The sequence below is a fragment of the Streptomyces sp. NBC_00376 genome, assembly GCF_036077095.1.
Lineage (GTDB): Bacteria > Actinomycetota > Actinomycetes > Streptomycetales > Streptomycetaceae > Streptomyces.
Genome location: NZ_CP107960.1, coordinates 2,555,149 through 2,570,497 on the forward strand (window position 1 = coordinate 2,555,149; position 15,349 = coordinate 2,570,497).

Annotated in this window: 11 protein-coding genes; 2 read left to right on the forward strand and 9 right to left on the reverse strand. The window is 72.0% G+C overall.

The annotated features are described in order from the left end of the window. The first annotated feature begins 22 nt into the window (after positions 1-22). Together OG842_RS11270 and OG842_RS11275 are read left to right on the forward strand one after the other, a co-directional pair. Positions 23-649: a DUF742 domain-containing protein gene (locus OG842_RS11270; RefSeq protein ID WP_266729472.1), complete on the forward strand. Its 627-nt coding sequence runs from the start codon at positions 23-25 to the stop codon at positions 647-649. Continuing rightward, positions 630-1,211, forward strand: a complete 582-nt coding sequence (locus tag OG842_RS11275; RefSeq protein WP_014048542.1) for a GTP-binding protein — start codon at positions 630-632, stop codon at positions 1,209-1,211. The genes OG842_RS11270 and OG842_RS11275 overlap by 20 nt, the downstream gene beginning before the upstream one ends. Before the next feature lie 73 nt (positions 1,212-1,284). Here the strand turns inward: OG842_RS11275 and OG842_RS11280 are convergent, their stop codons facing one another. The 9 genes from OG842_RS11280 to OG842_RS11320 form a co-directional block, all read right to left on the reverse strand. After that, positions 1,285-1,488: an acyl-CoA carboxylase subunit epsilon gene (locus tag OG842_RS11280; RefSeq protein WP_266729473.1), complete on the reverse strand. Its 204-nt coding sequence runs from the start codon at positions 1,486-1,488 to the stop codon at positions 1,285-1,287. A gap of 66 nt (positions 1,489-1,554) precedes the next feature. Next, positions 1,555-3,138: an acyl-CoA carboxylase subunit beta gene (locus tag OG842_RS11285; protein WP_266729474.1), complete on the reverse strand. Its 1,584-nt coding sequence runs from the start codon at positions 3,136-3,138 to the stop codon at positions 1,555-1,557. Between the two features lie 153 nt (positions 3,139-3,291). Then, entirely contained in the window at positions 3,292-4,548 is a 1,257-nt protein-coding gene (locus OG842_RS11290) for an extracellular solute-binding protein (RefSeq protein ID WP_266729475.1), read from the reverse strand. Next, a complete protein-coding gene (locus tag OG842_RS11295) occupies positions 4,545-5,552 on the reverse strand; it encodes a hypothetical protein (protein ID WP_266729476.1) in 1,008 nt (335 codons plus the stop codon). The genes OG842_RS11290 and OG842_RS11295 overlap by 4 nt, the downstream gene beginning before the upstream one ends. Continuing rightward, a complete protein-coding gene (locus OG842_RS11300; RefSeq protein ID WP_266729477.1) occupies positions 5,549-6,958 on the reverse strand; it encodes a hypothetical protein in 1,410 nt (469 codons plus the stop codon). Before OG842_RS11300 ends, OG842_RS11295 begins: the two co-directional genes overlap by 4 nt. Next, positions 6,959-9,304, reverse strand: a complete 2,346-nt coding sequence (locus OG842_RS11305; protein WP_266729478.1) for a serine/threonine protein kinase — start codon at positions 9,302-9,304, stop codon at positions 6,959-6,961. Then, positions 9,301-10,683, reverse strand: coding sequence for a S1 family peptidase (locus OG842_RS11310; RefSeq protein WP_266729479.1), 1,383 nt, complete (start codon positions 10,681-10,683; stop codon positions 9,301-9,303). The genes OG842_RS11305 and OG842_RS11310 overlap by 4 nt, the downstream gene beginning before the upstream one ends. A 161-nt stretch (positions 10,684-10,844) precedes the next feature. Further along, positions 10,845-14,720: an endo-alpha-N-acetylgalactosaminidase family protein gene (locus OG842_RS11315; RefSeq protein ID WP_266729480.1), complete on the reverse strand. Its 3,876-nt coding sequence runs from the start codon at positions 14,718-14,720 to the stop codon at positions 10,845-10,847. A 124-nt stretch (positions 14,721-14,844) separates the two neighbouring features. Continuing rightward, the gene (locus OG842_RS11320) at positions 14,845-15,264 is read right to left on the reverse strand and encodes a hypothetical protein (RefSeq protein WP_266729481.1); all 420 of its coding nucleotides are present in this window, start codon (positions 15,262-15,264) and stop codon (positions 14,845-14,847) included. Between the last annotated feature and the right edge of the window lie 85 nt (positions 15,265-15,349).

Here is a 15,349-nt window from a genome sequence, read left to right on the forward strand (position 1 = left end):
ACCGGTAGTCGGAGGAGGAATCGTGGACACACCCCAGGGCGGACACCCGTACAACGGTGGCCGGCAGGTACCGGGTGAGCACGGGGACAACCGGTTCAACTTCCCCTCCGCACCCAGCGGACACGGCGCCCAGCAGCCTTACCGGCCCTATCAGCAGCAGCCGCAGCAGCCCCCGCGGCCGCCGCACGACGCCCAGCAGGGTTCCGGGTGGCCCACGCAGCGTCCGTACCGCTACAACTCGCCCCAGGCGCCCCGTATCCAGCCGGTCCAGCCGCGGCAGACCCCCGAGCCTGCCGCGCCCGCCGCGCACAATCCGCTGGTTCGTCCGTACGCCATGACCGGCGGCCGGACCCGACCGCGCTACCAACTCGCCATTGAGGCGTTGGTCAGTACCACGGCCGATCCGTCCCGGCTGCAAGGGCAGTTGCCCGAGCACCAGCGGATCTGCCGGCTGTGCTTCGAGATCAAGTCGGTCGCCGAGATTTCGGCACTGCTCTCGATCCCGCTCGGCGTTGCCCGGATCCTCGTAGCCGACCTGGCAGAGGCCGGACTCGTCGCTATCCATCAGCCCGGCGGCGACGAGTCCGCCGGCGGCCAGCCAGATGTGACACTGCTCGAAAGGGTGCTCAGTGGACTTCGCAAGCTCTAGCGGCGGAGCAGCCCGCTCCACTACCTCGGCGAAGATCGTGGTGGCAGGGGGCTTCGGCGTGGGTAAGACCACGTTCGTCGGTGCCGTCTCGGAGATCAATCCGCTGCGCACCGAAGCCGTGATGACGTCCGCCTCCGCGGGCATCGACGACCTGACGCACACCGGGGACAAGACCACCACGACGGTGGCGATGGACTTCGGTCGTATCACCCTGGACCAGGACCTGATCCTGTACCTCTTCGGTACGCCCGGTCAGGACCGTTTCTGGTTCATGTGGGACGACCTGGTCCGCGGCGCCATCGGCGCCGTCGTCCTCGTCGACACCCGCCGCCTCGCCGACTGCTTCCCCGCCGTCGACTACTTCGAGAACAGCGGCCTCCCGTTCGTCATCGCCCTCAACGGCTTCGACGGACACCAGCCCTACACCCCCGACGAGGTCCGCGAAGCCCTCCAGATCGGCCCGGACACGCCGATCCTGACGACGGACGCGCGGCACCGCGCGGACGCCAAGAGTGCGCTGATCACGCTCGTGGAGCACGCCCTCATGGCGCGCCTGCGGTAGGGCCCCACGGTCCGGACACACGGAAGGGCCCCGCACTCCCGAAGGAGTGCGGGGCCCTTTCGCGCGTGGTGTGTCAGCCCTGCCAGGAGTGCGGGGCGCGGAAGCCCGGCGTGCGTTCCAGGCGGCGCCAGCCGGCGGTGTTGCGGCCCCGGTGGGCGGGGGGCGTGGCGGGCTGGGCCGCGGCGCGGGCGAGCAGGACCGCGGTTATCGCGGCCAGTTCCTCGGGGTCGGCAAGGCCCTTCTCGACGCGCAGCACGGACTCGGCAGCAGTGCTCATGGGTTGTTTCTCCGTCTTCTCGGCAGGTCTTCGCGGGCTCGGCAGGGGTGCTGCGCGGTGTGCGGACTACTGCGGGGGGTTGCCGTGCTTGCGGGACGGCAGGTCTGCGTGCTTGGAACGGAGCATGGCGAGCGAGGCGATCAGCACCTCGCGGGTCTCGGCGGGGTCGATGACGTCGTCGACCAGGCCTCGCTCGGCTGCGTAGTACGGATGCATCAGTTCCGCCTTGTACTCCTTGACCATGCGCTTGCGCATGGCTTCCGGGTCCTCGGCGTCGGCGATCTGCCGACGGAAGATGACGTTGGCGGCGCCCTCGGCGCCCATCACCGCGATCTCGTTGGTCGGCCAGGCGTACGTCAGGTCCGCACCGATGGACTGGCTGTCCATCACGATGTACGCACCGCCGTAGGCCTTGCGCAGGATCAGCGAGATCCTCGGCACCGTGGCGTTGCAGTACGCGTAGAGCAGCTTCGCACCGTGCCGAATGATTCCACCGTGCTCCTGATCGACCCCGGGCAGAAAGCCGGGTACGTCCAAAAGAGTGATGATGGGAATGTTGAATGCATCACACATCTGGACGAAGCGGGCCGCCTTCTCGGAAGCCTCGATGTCCAGGACGCCGGCCAGGGTCTGCGGCTGGTTGGCGACGATGCCGACGACCTGGCCGTCCATCCGGGCCAGGGCGCAGACGATGTTGCGGGCCCAGCGCTCGTGGATCTCCAGGTAGTCGCCGTCGTCGACGAGCTCCTCGATGACCTTGTGCATGTCGTACGGGCGGTTGCCGTCGGCCGGGACCAGGTCGAGCAGGACGTCGCCGCGCCGGTCGGCGGGGTCGTCGCTCGCGGCGGTCGGCGGGTTCTCGCGGTTGTTGGAGGGCAGCATCCCGATCAGGTAGCGGACCTCGGCGATGCAGGTCTCCTCGTCGTCGTACGCGAAGTGCGCGACGCCCGAGGTCTCGGCGTGCACGTCCGCGCCGCCGAGCCCGTTCTGGGTGATCTCCTCACCGGTGACCGCCTTCACGACGTCCGGTCCGGTGATGAACATCTGGGAGGTCTCGCGGACCATGAACACGAAGTCGGTCAGCGCCGGGCTGTACGCCGCGCCGCCCGCGCACGGGCCGAGCATCACGCTGATCTGCGGGATCACGCCCGAGGCCCGGGTGTTGCGCTGGAAAATGCCGCCGTACCCGGCGAGCGCGGAGACGCCCTCCTGGATACGGGCGCCGGCGCCGTCGTTCAGCGAGACCAGCGGGGCACCGGCCGAGATGGCCATGTCCATGATCTTGTGGATCTTCGTGGCGTGGGCCTCGCCCAGCGCACCGCCGAAGATCCGGAAGTCGTGCGCGTACACGAAGACCGTGCGGCCCTCGACCGTGCCCCAGCCGGTGATGACACCGTCGGTGTACGGCTTCTTCTCCTCCAGGCCGAACCCCGTGGCCCGGTGCCGGCGCAGCTGCTCGACCTCCTTGAACGAACCCTCGTCCAGGAGCAGCGCGATGCGCTCACGCGCCGTCAGCTTGCCCTTGGCGTGCTGCGCCTCGGTCGCCCGGTCACTCGGTCCGCGACGGGCCTGCTCACGCAGCGCCAGCAGTTCGGCCACCCGGCCACGGGTGTCGCTCGGCTCGCCCGGGGTTTCGTCCACAACGGTCATGTACCGACCCTACGAAGCCGGGCAAGCAAATCCTGCCGTCGACTCCGTACAGTCTCGTGACCCGTTTCCTGGTGGAGCCCAACAGAACCCGGACGGCGTGCAGGCGAAGTACCAGCCAGTACGGGGCAGTCTTTGTGCGAGTCCGACAAAGACTCACTGTGGTCTGCTGCACACCCCTGTCAGCCTCCGGGTGTCGTCCGGTTGGGCCTCCTGGACCCGTTGGACGTCGGCGAGCCGGGGTCGCACCGGGGCGTCGGGGTGGGCCATGGTCAGCAGCACCGCCTCGTAGAAGGCGTCCCGCACGGCGGCGGGCATCACATCGGAGGCGTCCAGGCAGAGCGGCACCCGCTGGTCGGTGAGGCGGTCGCTGATCTGCTTCTCGACGGTCCCCTTCGGGGCAGGCACGCGGAAGTTCGGCGAGAATACCCCGGCCCGGCGGCCCCACTCCTGCTGGGCCCCGCGCGAGGTGAGCCGGGTGAGCAGATCACGGGCCTGTGCGGAGTCGCCGAAGAGCACGGCGAAGTCGGCGGACACCTCGCGGCCCTTGAGCCCGCGGCCTTTGAGCCCGGGGCCCGAGGGCAGCAGCGGCGCGGAGTCCGTGACGGCGGCCTGCCCGCTGCGGTCCCGGTAGAAGAACCGGGCGAAGGAGCCCTGGTGCTCCAGCTCACATTTCTTGGTTTCGTCGAAGAGCAGCCCGTGCCCGCCGGGCTCTCCCCGGTGGTCTTCGCGCATGGCCCGGCCGGCGGCTTCCGCGTCCTGGGCCAGCAGTCCGGCCCACAGGCTCCAGGCGCCGACGAGCCGGTCGTCCGTCCACTCCAGGCCCCCGGTCGCCCAGCGCTCGTACAGCACCGGGCCCGCATTCTGCAGGATCAGGTCCTCGATCCAGTCGCTGCCCGGCCAGCCGGACGCGCCGTCGTCGCCCATGCCGATGCACCAGGAGGCGAGCGACGCGGGGCGGGCCGGCGGCGGGCTGCCCTTGCGGTACCAGACGAGGGACTTGAGGTCGGCCTTGAGCGGCACCCAGAGATTGGCCTCTATGCCCTTCGCCTCCGGCTGCCAGGGTCTGCCGTACTTCGCGGCCGCGCCCTTGCCGCCCAGCGGGCGCAGCCGCCCCTCCGCGGCGTACTCGACGAGGTCCCCGACGCCGGGCAGGATCGCGATGTCGGGCGGATTGCCGGCCTGCACGGCGGCGAGCAGGACCTCCCGGGTGGCGGCGGTGCCCTGGTAGGTGTACGGGGTGCCCAGGGTGTCCAGGACCGCCTTGAAGTGCGTCTCCTGTATGTCGGTCCACGGCCCGAGGATCGTCACCCTCGGCTGTTCGTCGCTGCCGCCGGGTGCGGCGAGCCCGCAGCCCGCCGCGGTCAGCGCCAGGCACAGCAGGAGCAGGAGTGCCCGGGCACGCACCGTCATCCGGCCCTCCAGTAGTCGGCGTTCAGGTGCCGGCCGATGCCGACGGCGGGCAGCAGTACGACCAGGGCGCCGGCCGCGAGCGCCCCGTAGTAGATGCCGCTCTGCCAGCCCTGGGCGGCCAGCCCGGCGCGCACCTCGGTCGCCGTTTTGGTGACGTCCTGCTGGGATTCGGCCAGGTCGGCGTGGTTCCGGGCCTGTTGTTCGATCAGGACCAGCCCGTCGCGGGCCTCGCCCAGCCGGTCCTGGGTGTTGCTCGTCGCGATCAGCGGGACCGTCGCCAGGAAGACGACGGCCAGCAGCGAGACCAGCAGACAGAGATCGCGGCTGTGCCCGCAGCGGGTGCGCAGCGTCCACAGCGCGGAGAGGGTGATCAGGGCCATGGCAAGCAGGCCGAGTTCGGCGACCGCCCAGCCGGTCCACCGCAGGGGGCTCATCGAGGTGAGCGTGTCGATCCTGGCCATCTGGTGTCCCTGGAGGACGTCCAGACGCGGCACCACACCGGTGCCCTTGCGGGTGAGGAGGGTCTCGGCCTCCTCGAACTTCTCCTGCTGCATCGGCTCGTCCCGCACGTACTTCACCGCGCCGGGGGTGATGGAGCTGCTGTAAGAGGTGAGCAGCCCGTTCACGGTTTCGAGCACCCCGCGGCCGCGGTCCCCGTCGATCTGTACGTCGGAGAGCCGGGACAGGCCCTGGTCGGCGGCGGCGAGCTGGTTCTCGTACCGCGCGCCGGCGCCGACCACATCGGCGATGCGCTCGCGCACGGATGTCCGGGCCTCCTCGTGGGCGCGCAGCAGGGCGAGCTGGGTGGCGGCCACGCCCTGCACGGCCGGGGCGCCGCGGGTGCGCATCTCGCCGGCCGAGATCTGGACCTCGCGGTACGAGACGAGCAGGGCGGTCATCGAGACCAGGGCGGTCACCAGCAGCGCGGCCAGGTGCCATTCCAGCAGCCGCCGGGTCCGGGAGCGGTAGGCGTTCCTGCGCGGGCGGACCGGTCCGGGGCTCACAGCTGCCTCCCGCAGTCGATGCAGAACACGGCGGCGGGTCCGGCCGGGTGGTCGCAGTGCGGGCAGCGGGTCCCCGGCCCGGGTGCCGGGAAGGCGGGCAGTTCCACGGGGTGTCCGGAGGTGATGCTCAGCATCCCCTGGCGGACGGCGCCCGGGTCGACGGCGGATCCGATCCGGACCCGTCCCTGGGGGCCGTCCACGATGCGGGCGACCTTGCGGACCTCGTCCAGGACCCAGTCGGCGGCGATCTCGGTGGCGAGCCGGACGGCGAGCCCGAGCTGTGCCTCGGCCCGCTCGCGGCTCTCCAGGTCGAGGGCGGCGTACCCGTGGTTGAGGGCGGTCCGCATCTGTGTGGAGACGTTCATGGTGTGGATGTTGCGGCCCACGGCGCCGGAGATGCGGGCGGTGTCCGCGGCGGTGCCCGACGGCAGCCAGCGGACCACGACCGGCTCGGTGGCGCCGCCGACGGAGACCGCGGCGAGCTGGAGGGGCACGCCCAGCGGGTCGTTGCCCGCGTCGGCCCGGAGGGTGAGGAGGTAGTCGCGGGACTCCGGCTGCCACTGGTGGGTGCGGAACTCCAGCCGGTGCGGATCGTCCCGGACCCGGTCCGGCTCCAGCCGCTGCTGGTGCGGTGCGGTCTCGGTCAGGGTCACTTCCCGCACCGCCGGGCGCACCGTCACCACGATGGGGAGTTCGGGGCTGCGGACCCGGCGCAGCCTGACCAGGGCGGTGGCGACGGCGGGGGCGAAGGCGTCGGGCGAGGACACGGCGGTGCCGTGCAGCCGTTCCGCGACGGCGAGCAGCGGGGCCGGGTCCCAGCCAACCCCCGGTGCGACGACATCGGCGGTGAACTCGCCCTCACATGCGGCCAGTTCGATGCTCAGCTCACTGTCCGGGTGGTTGGCGTCGTCCCCCTCGCCCCGGCTGCCGCCGTCGGTGACGAGCACCAGGTGCCGTACGGGAAGGGGGCGTTCGGCGAAGAGTTCGCGCGCCATGGCCAGCCAGGTGGTGTAGCCGGCCGGCTCCTGCCCCTCGGCGGACGCGGAGATCCGTCCGACGCTGAACACGGCCCGGTGCCGGTCGTCGGGCCCGGCCAGCGCCCACCGGCCGCGCAGCGGGTAGCACTGCTCTCCGCCGCCGCCCAGCACGGTGTACGAGATTCCGTCGGGCAGGGCGCCCACCGCCCCGGTCAGCGCGGCGACGGCCGCGTCACGCCGCCCGGCGGCCACGTCCACCGCGATGACCAGCGCGATGTCGACGGCGGGCACCCGGTCGCGCGGCCCGGCGGCGACCGCCCGGACCCGCACATGGGCGTCGATCCGGGCGTCCCGGTCCGGCCGCTGTTTCTTCGCGACCTGGACGGTGAGGCCGATTCCGAGTCCGGGCGACGCGGCGGTGCGGCCCATTCAACTGCCTCCAGGGGTGCGGCGCCGGGGCGGGAACCAGTAGCGGGTCTGCGGGCGGACGGCGTGCGAGAGGTCGATGAGCTTCTCGTGGTCGGCGGTGTCCCTGCACTGCCGGGCCATCCAGCGGTAGCACCGGGCCAGGTCCTCCCGCACGGCCCGCTCCCCGGGCACCGGTGGCGGTGGCAGTCCCCGCCGCCACCAGTGCCCGTCGTGGCGCGGGTCGCCGGCCTCGGCCCGGACCGCGTCGAGCTTCCACTCGTACAGTTCGGTGCGCAGCAGCCGGGCCGACTCGTCGCCCGTCACCACGGACGCCGGATGCGGCCCGTGGCCGCCCTCGCGCAGCGGGACCGCGGCGAGCACGGCGTCGATCCGCCGCGTCCCGGGCAGCGGCCGCCCGCCCGCAGCGAGCCGGGCCGCCCGGATGCGCAGCGCGGCGATCCGGGCGACGGTGTGGTCCCGCGACTCGTCCGGCACCAGGTCCAGGACCTCGGCCGCGGCGTCCCGGTCGCCGCGCTCCAGCGCCAGCCTGGCCAGGCCCAGCGCGGCTCCGACGTGGGAGGGGTTGCGGGCGTGCACGGCCCGGAAGAGTTCGTACGCCGACGGGATCGGACCGGCCGGGCGGTCCGGGCCGAGCTGTTCCGCGGCGTAGGCCAGGGCCAGCTTCGCGGCGTACTCGCCGGGCAGCGCGCGGTGGACGGCGGCGAAGTGTTCCAGGGCGGCCTCCAGCAGCTGCCGCCGGTCGTCCAGTACCTCCGCGCTGCGCAGCGCGACGAGCCCCCAGTGCCAGCTGAGCCGCCACTGCCGCACCGGCCCCGGTCCGGGTATGGCGTCAGCCGCCGCCACCTGTTCGCGCGCCAGGCTCAGGGCTTCGGCGCCCTCCCGGCCGAGCAGCAGCCGGGCGTTGTGCAGACAGATCTCCACCGACTGTTCGCCCTCGGCGGGCTGGGCCAGCAGCCGTCCGGGGTCGTAGCTGCTCACCAGGAACCGGGCGGCCTCCGGGTCCCCCGGGTAGGGCCTGGGCACCGGCAGCCGCCGGGCGATCTCGGTGGGGGTGGGGAGCCCGGTGTCCAGCGCGGGCGCCCGGGGCGTCAGGTCGCGGCGGTGCGGGGTGCGCTCCAGCCAGTGCGCGTAGTCGGGTACGGTGCCCAGCCGCCCGCCGAGCAGCCGGGTGGACGGGGTGAAGTAGGCGGAGGGCTCGGTCCGGTCCTGCTTGCCGCGCAGCGCCCGGATCTCTCGCAGCACCCCGCGCAGCTGGCCCGCCATCTCCTCCGCGTCGGCGAACCGGCGTTCCGGGTCCTGGTCGGTCGCCCGTTCCACCACCAGCCGGAAGGAGCTGGTGCCGAGGCCGGGTACGTCGTCGCCGACCGCCCAGCCCGCCAGTTCGGCCAGGGTCGCGCCGACCGTGTGGATGTCGTGGGCGACGGTCAGCGGGCTGCCGCTGACCATCTCGGGCGCGGCGTATCTGGGGGTGATGACGGGCGGCGGTTCGGTGGATCCCTGTTTGCGGACCCCGCCGAGGTCGATGACCTTCACGCCCTCGTGCTGGTGGACGACGTTGGACGGCTTCATGTCCCCGTACAGGAAGCCCATGCCGTGCAGATGGGCGAGGGCTTCGAGGATCTGGCAGCCGTAGGTGATGACGTGTTCGATGTCGAGGACGAAGTTGCCCTGCCGGGTCGCCTCGACGACGGCGGACAGGGTGCGGTCGCCGACGTCCTGCATCACGATGTAGCCGCCGGAGACCGTGCCGTCCGCGCTGACGGTGCTGACGAAGTCCCGGATCTGGACGATGCGTTCGTGCCGGATGGCGACGAGGCTGCGGCGCTCCTCGGCGGCCTGGGCGGCGCCGCGTTCCGCGTACCGGTTCAGCATCCCCTTCACGGCGACGAGGTCTTCGAGGTGGGTGTCGCGGGCGAGGTAGACCCAGCCCTGGCCGCCGTGGGCGATGGGTCCGAGGATGCGGTACTGGCCCTGGAGCAGCGGACCGTCCCGGTCGAGTTCGGGGCGGTAGGAGTAGGGGGCGCCGCACCTGGGGCAGTGGCCCTCGTCGGGCGGCGGGGCGGCTGTGTACGGGGCGACGAAGTAGGTGGCGCAGGACTTGGACGAGCAGCTCATCCGGACGTGGGCCCGGGTCACGGCGGCGCTCAGCCGCTGGTCGGGGGTGCTCGGGTCGAGCCGTGGCAGTTCCAGCAGCTGCCGGGGGCCGCACCGGTCGGGGGCGGTGGGCAGCGGCGGGAGTCCCGGGCCGTCCTCGGAGCGGCCGCAGGTGTCGCAGTAGCCGGTGGACCGCACCGCGCCGTCGCAGGGGGCTCCGGTGAACCGGCGGTGCGGGCAGGGGATCCTCATCGGCGGCCGGCCCGGCCGTGCTCGCCGCGCGGTCCGGGTACGTCCGCCCGGCCGTGCCGCTCCAGCTCCGCCCGGACTTCACGCAGCAGGGCGCGCAGGGCGGAGAGCCGTTCGCGCGGGTCGCCGACGGTGCGCAGCCGGGCCAGCTGCTGTCGGTGGCGGGCCGCCTCGGTGCGCGGCCGGGGGCCCAGGGAGGCGGATTCCACCAGGCCGTTCAGCCCGGCCCATTGCTTCTCGATCTCCTCGACGCGGCGGACCAGTTCGACGGCCCGTTCGTCGAGGGCCGGTACCAGCAACTGCCGTACCACCTCGTCCACTTCGTCGCCGCCGCTGTCCCGCACGATGACGAGCAGCCGGAAGCCGAGTGTCCGCACCCGGGCGAGCAGGGGCACCAGCCGGTGCGGCCGCCGGTCCTCGTCGAGCCCGACCACGGCGAGGGTGGGCCCGGAGCTCCCCCGCCCGCCGTCCGCCGCCCGCTCGGGCGGGGTGCCGCCCGTGAGCAGCCACTCGCGGTAGGCCTGGGCCTGGTGGCGGGGCGGGCGCAGCCTGGTCACCAGTTCGCCGACGAAGTCCTCGGGGGCGGTGCGGCCGCCCCGGTAGACGAGATGGGCGCGGTGCAGATGGTGCCTGAGCGTGCGGTCGCGGCCGCCGCCGTGCGGTACGACGCTGAAGCGCACCGCGGGTTCCTCACCCCCGGCGAACCATCTGCGCAGCCGCCGGTCCAGGCCGTGGTCCCAGCCGTCCGGGCCACTCAACTCGGCGACCAGTGGGACGAGTTCGGCGATCCGGTCGATCGGGATCATGTACGAGAACGCCAGGTCGTTGTCGGCGGGCAGCGCCAGATCGAGGTCGCCGCGCCAGCTGACGACCATCCCGACGACCCGCTCGGACGTTCCGGCCGGTCCGCCGCGCACCTGCACGGCGGCGCCGCTGAACCCGGGTTTCACCACTTGTTCGTTGCGTGCGGCGTCGAGCTGGATCCAGGCGCCGTGTGCTCCGCTGATCCGCCCGGTCAGCCACATCCCGTCGGCGAAGGAGCGCGCGTAGCCGCCGATCCACACCTCGCCGCCGCGCTCCAGGTGCCGTTCGAGCGTCGCGGGGGTGGCGTGCGGGCGCGGGCTGTCCAGGGCGAGTACGGCGATGTCCTCGCGGGTCGCGCCGAGACCGGGCAGCCAGCCGCCCTCGGCGACGCGGGCCCCGACCGGGGCGATGGCGGGGTTCTCGGCGAATTCCACCCAGATCCGGGCGTCCGGCTCCCCCACCACGTGCGCGCAGGTGAGTGCCCGGTCCTGGGTCAGCAGCACACCGGCGCCGCAGACCGGCCCGTTCGCGTCGTCCCGCCGTAATCGGATCCGCCAGTCCGCCCTCAGCTCCCCCATGCCGCACGAGAATACGCGCGCAGCGGGGGCCGCTCCCAGACCTCGGACACACTCCGGTCACTCCATGCCCATCCGGTGTCACGGAGCGGGAGCCGCCACCGTACGCGCGATGCGGGGCGGGGCAGTCCGCCGAGGACTGCCCCGCCCCGCATCGGATCGAGTCAGCCGCCGCAGTGGAAGCGGGCGTCGCCCCAGTCCGCGTGGTCGTTGCCGTTGCCGTCGCCGCCGTCGCCGACGACCAGTTCGACGTACTTGGCCCCGGTGACGTCCGCCGTCAGCGACCAGGCGCTGTCGGCCGCCTTCAGCACGGGCGACTTCACCTTCTCGGTGCCGTCGGCCGTGACGGAGAACTGCACGCTGCCGGCGCTCTTCTGCACGTCGTCCACGCCGACCTGGGCGGTGAACGAGGTGCACTTCCCGCCCAGGTAGTAGCGGATCCTCGCCGGCGCGTGGCTGCCGAGCCCCTTGGTGTAGACGGTGCCGCCGATGGTCAGCGGGGAGCCGTCGCCGGTGCCGGTCTCACCGTTGGAGAGGTCCTTCTCCACCGGGCCCCAGCCGTTCTGGGAGGCCGTCCAGTCCAGGTCGCTGGCCCAGCTGTCGGTGGTGGGCGGCGGCGGCAGGGTCCGTACGGAGGTCTGCGCGCCGAGCGTGCGCCGTGCCCCGCCGACGGTGTACTGCGCCTCGGAACTCAGGCCGTACGTCTGGTACTTGGCGTCCACCGGCGGGGTGACCTGCCAGCTGCCGGTGACCTGGGCGCCCGCCGCGACGGAGTCGAAGGTGACGGCGCCGGTGGGCTCCGCCGTCCAGCCCTCGGGCACGGTCAGGCTGAGTGCGACGCCGGTCGCCGCCGTCGCCTCGTAGTTGGTGAACGAGACCTTGACGGTGTTGGCCGTGCCCGGCTCCAGGGTCTCGGCGGCCGGTGCGACGGTGAGGGTGCCGCAGGCGGCCTGCTCGGAGTCGGGGGCCGGGCCGAGGTCGGTCACGGTGAAGGAGTCGAGTACGAAGTCGGCGCCGTCGGGGGCGTCGTCGCGCTTGCGCAGCCCGGTCCAGGCGTCGCCGCAGCCCGCGGTGACGGTCTCGGCGAAGTGGCCGGTGGTGCGCTGCTGTCCGATGGCGGTGGTCCGGGTCTCGACCGAGCCGGGCTTTCCTTCGGCGGTGATCCGGTCGTAGCCGTCGACCCACTCGTAGGCGCCCGCGTGGCTGGACTGGTAGTCGTACTCGACCTTGTAGCGGTGCCCGTCGGTCATCGGCACGGTCCACGGGGCGGTGCGGTAGACGAGTCCGGAGTTCTCCTCGTGGGACTTGAGGGACTCCTTGCCGCCGATCACGTCGTCGATCAGCTTTCCGTTCCAGCCGGCCTGGGTGTACGGGGCGTGCAGCTGGGAGATGACGGTGCGGGGGTCGGTGGAGCCGCCCGCGTCGCCCTTGAGGAAGGGGCCCCAGCCCTGGTCGACGGCCTCGAAGTCCTCGTAGGAGAGGGTGTTCGCCTTCGTCTCCGGGGCGTTGGCGACGATGCGTACGTCATCGGCCCGGACGCTCGCGGAGCTGCCGTCGGCCGCCTCGATGCGCAGGGTGGTGCTGCCGTTCGCGGGGGCGGTGAAGTTCACCTTGGCCCGCTGGAAGTACGTGCCGTGCCGCTCGGACGCGGCGACGTAGTCCTTCGCGGTGGAGCGGTCCACCGAGACGGACTTCCCGCCGATCGAGAGCGTGGTGTGCCGGCTCTTCCCGGGCTGGACCTCGATGAGCGCGGACGCGGTGTAGCGCTTGCCGGGGGCGAGGCCGTCGACGCGCTGCGAGAGCGCGGCGGTGGAGCTGCCGGAGAGCTGGGCGCTGGTGAGGCCCTTGGCGTCGGTCTCACGGGCGACGGTGCCGGTCTTCGACCAGGCGGTCAGCCCCTTGTCGTTGAAGCCCGGGTCGTCGACCGGGGTGCCCTCGCCCCACCGGGGGTCGGCGGCCTTCGGGGCCTGCTGCGGGTAGAGGACGTACGGCTGACCCGCCTTGGCGGTCAGCGTGATCTTCCCGTCGACGGGCTTGACCGTGCCGGTCTTGACCCGGCCGTTGTCGGTGAGCTCGTAGACGGTGTACGTGCCGTTCGACGGCACCGCCCAGCTGCTCGTACCGCCGGACTTGCTGTAGTGGTACAGCTTCTTCCCGCCGTCCCACGGCAGCAGGTAGTCGGTGCCGCTGAGGACCTTGCGGCCGTGGTCGTAGAACGTCCTCTTGCCGTCCTCGACCGTGCCCCGGACACCGCCGGTGAAGGTGATGTCGTTGCCGTCCCAGCGGGTGATCTTCTGGTGCTGGAGGTACTTGGCTGGCAGGTTGCGCTGCCAGATGTTGCTGGAGAAGGCGTTCCAGTCGGTCTCGTTGGTCCAGCCCTCGAACTCCTCGATGGCCGTCTGGCCGAGGACCGGGTCGTTGTTCCAGACGTCCTTCTCGCCGTTGCGGATGAACCGGATGATCTTCGAGTTGAGGCCCTTGTTGGTGGCGCCGCCGTAGTCGAGGTCATTGGCCCAGTGCGACCAGAGCGAGCCGCGCTCGAACTTGTCGGCCCACTCGGTGGCGACGTTCCAGCCCTGCTTCTGCACGGACTGCAGGGTCTTGTCCGCGATCCAGCCGTGCGAGTAGTAGACGTCGATGTAGAGCAGGCTGAGATTGGGGTCCGTCTCGTCGCGCAGCTGCTGGAAGCGCTTGGCCAGGTCGCCGCTGTTGATGTCGCGGCGCTGGTCGATGTAGTAGCTCTGGCCCAGCCAGTTCCAGCCCGGCTTGGTCTTGTCGACGAGCTTCTCGTCGAAGGCCTTGGCCTCCGGGTACGCCTCGGTGGCGTTGACGTGGACGCCGAAGGTGGCGCCCCACTTCTTGCCGTCCTTCAGGAGCGCGTTGAGGTCCTTCAGCCCGCCGGCGCGCTTGTTGTAGTCGCCGCCGTAGTCGGGGTGGGCGGAGTCGTGGCCCTCGGAGGCGTATCCCTTGAGGAGCGCGAGCTGCCCGAGGCCGTCGGTGGCGAGCGAGACCCGCTTGACGTCGTCGAGGGTGCGCAGGAAGGGGTGGGTGGCCTGGCTGGCGAAGTTGAACGGAATGTGGGTGACGACCCGCTCCGCGGTGTCCTTGCTGCCGGGCGCCACGACGCCGATGGAGCGGAACGCGACGGCTCCGTCCTGCCAGTCGACCGCCTTGTCACCGTTGGCGTCGGGGGTGACGACGACCTTCGCCCAGGGCAGGTTGTTCCCGCTCTCCGGCTTCGGTGCCCCGTCCCCGCGGTAGGTCCACTGACCGGACCAGACGCCGACCCGGACGCTGCCGTCGTCGGCCTTGCGGGCCTGGTGCCAGAACCGGGCGTCGTCGCCGCCGGTGGCGCCGGACGGCTTGTCGTACGAGGAGTTGGACTCCACGGCCGCGGCGAGCGAACCGGTGTTGAGAAACGCGTACGAGGCACCGACCGGCGCCTTGTCGGCGGCGGTGTCCGCGGTGACCTTCGAGAAGACGTCGGCGGTCTTCGTCGAGTCGTTGTCCAGCCGGGTGAAGGCGGTGGCCCCGCCGTTGTCCGTGGAGCCGACGGAGACCAGGTCGTGGCCGGGGATGTCGATGGTGCCGACGCGGAACGTCTCGGTGTCGCGGACGGCCGTCACCTTGAAGGTGGTGGCGCGTCCGGAGACGGAGAGCGAGGCGTCGATCTCGATGCCGGGCAGGTCGGTGAAGACCAGCGTGTAGCGGGCGGCCGAGGCGGTGACCACGGGGGCGCCCTTGAGCTTCACCGGGTGCGCGGTGCCGTTCAGGGTCACGGCGGTGACCGGCTGGGTGCTGCCGAACAGCTGACTGCCGGTGGCCTTGTCGGTGTACGCAAGGACGCGCGGGAAGTCGTCGGCGACGGCGACCGAGAGCTGCTCGGACCCGATGACGGTGGCGCCCGCGGGGACGGCCGGCCCGACTGCGGCGGGTGCGGGGGCGGAGGCGGCGGTGGCGGGGAGCGCGGTCCCCACCAGCGCCAGGACGGCGGCTGAGGCGGCGGCGACAGCGCCCGCCGAAGTGAATCTTCGCGACATGTGCCCTGAGTAGTCCCCGTGACCGGACACCGTCAACGACCTGCGACGACTCGGAGCCCTCCAGTCCAACAACCGCGTTGCGTAAGTCCAAGTGGACGGTAGGTGTCCGGTCCGGTACGCGATCTCAGCGGCGGACCTCGCGCGGCGCTCCCATGGTGTGGTGGGACAGCGCCAGCACGCTCAGGCCGAACATCAGGACGCCCAGCGGGACATGGACCGACGGGACACGCGCGATACCGAGCACGACCTGCACCGAGGCGAGGACGAGGAAGCCGGACGCGTACCCGATGGGACGGGCCGGACCACCGCCCGGCCGCCACGCCAGCACCGCGGCGAGCACGTACAGCATCGACGCCCCGTACATCACGCGCGCCCCGATGCCGTGCAGCAGCTCACCGTGCGACGAGGACAGCAGCACACCGGCGCTCACCGCCTGGAGGAAGATGGTCAGGGTCTGCAGGGCGACCGATATCCGCAGGAACGCGGCAGCCCGCCGCGCCGCGTCCGTGCCTGTCGTTGTGGTCGTCCCTGTCGTCGTGGTCATGATGCCGTCCCCTTGTCCGCCCGGAAGCAGTGGATCGATAAGGTCTCACCAGCCCGACGACACAGCTCCGCGAAATGCAAGGCGG

Coding starts and splice junctions, on each gene's coding strand:
- OG842_RS11280 (WP_266729473.1), bottom strand. CDS start 1,488: ATGAGCACTGCTGCCGAGTCCGTGCTGCGCGTCGAGAAGGGCCTTGCC.
- OG842_RS11285 (WP_266729474.1), bottom strand. CDS start 3,138: ATGACCGTTGTGGACGAAACCCCGGGCGAGCCGAGCGACACCCGTGGC.
- OG842_RS11290 (WP_266729475.1), bottom strand. CDS start 4,548: ATGACGGTGCGTGCCCGGGCACTCCTGCTCCTGCTGTGCCTGGCGCTG.
- OG842_RS11300 (WP_266729477.1), bottom strand. CDS start 6,958: ATGGGCCGCACCGCCGCGTCGCCCGGACTCGGAATCGGCCTCACCGTC.
- OG842_RS11305 (WP_266729478.1), bottom strand. CDS start 9,304: ATGAGGATCCCCTGCCCGCACCGCCGGTTCACCGGAGCCCCCTGCGAC.
- OG842_RS11310 (WP_266729479.1), bottom strand. CDS start 10,683: ATGGGGGAGCTGAGGGCGGACTGGCGGATCCGATTACGGCGGGACGAC.
- OG842_RS11315 (WP_266729480.1), bottom strand. CDS start 14,720: ATGTCGCGAAGATTCACTTCGGCGGGCGCTGTCGCCGCCGCCTCAGCC.
- OG842_RS11320 (WP_266729481.1), bottom strand. CDS start 15,264: ATGACCACGACGACAGGGACGACCACAACGACAGGCACGGACGCGGCG.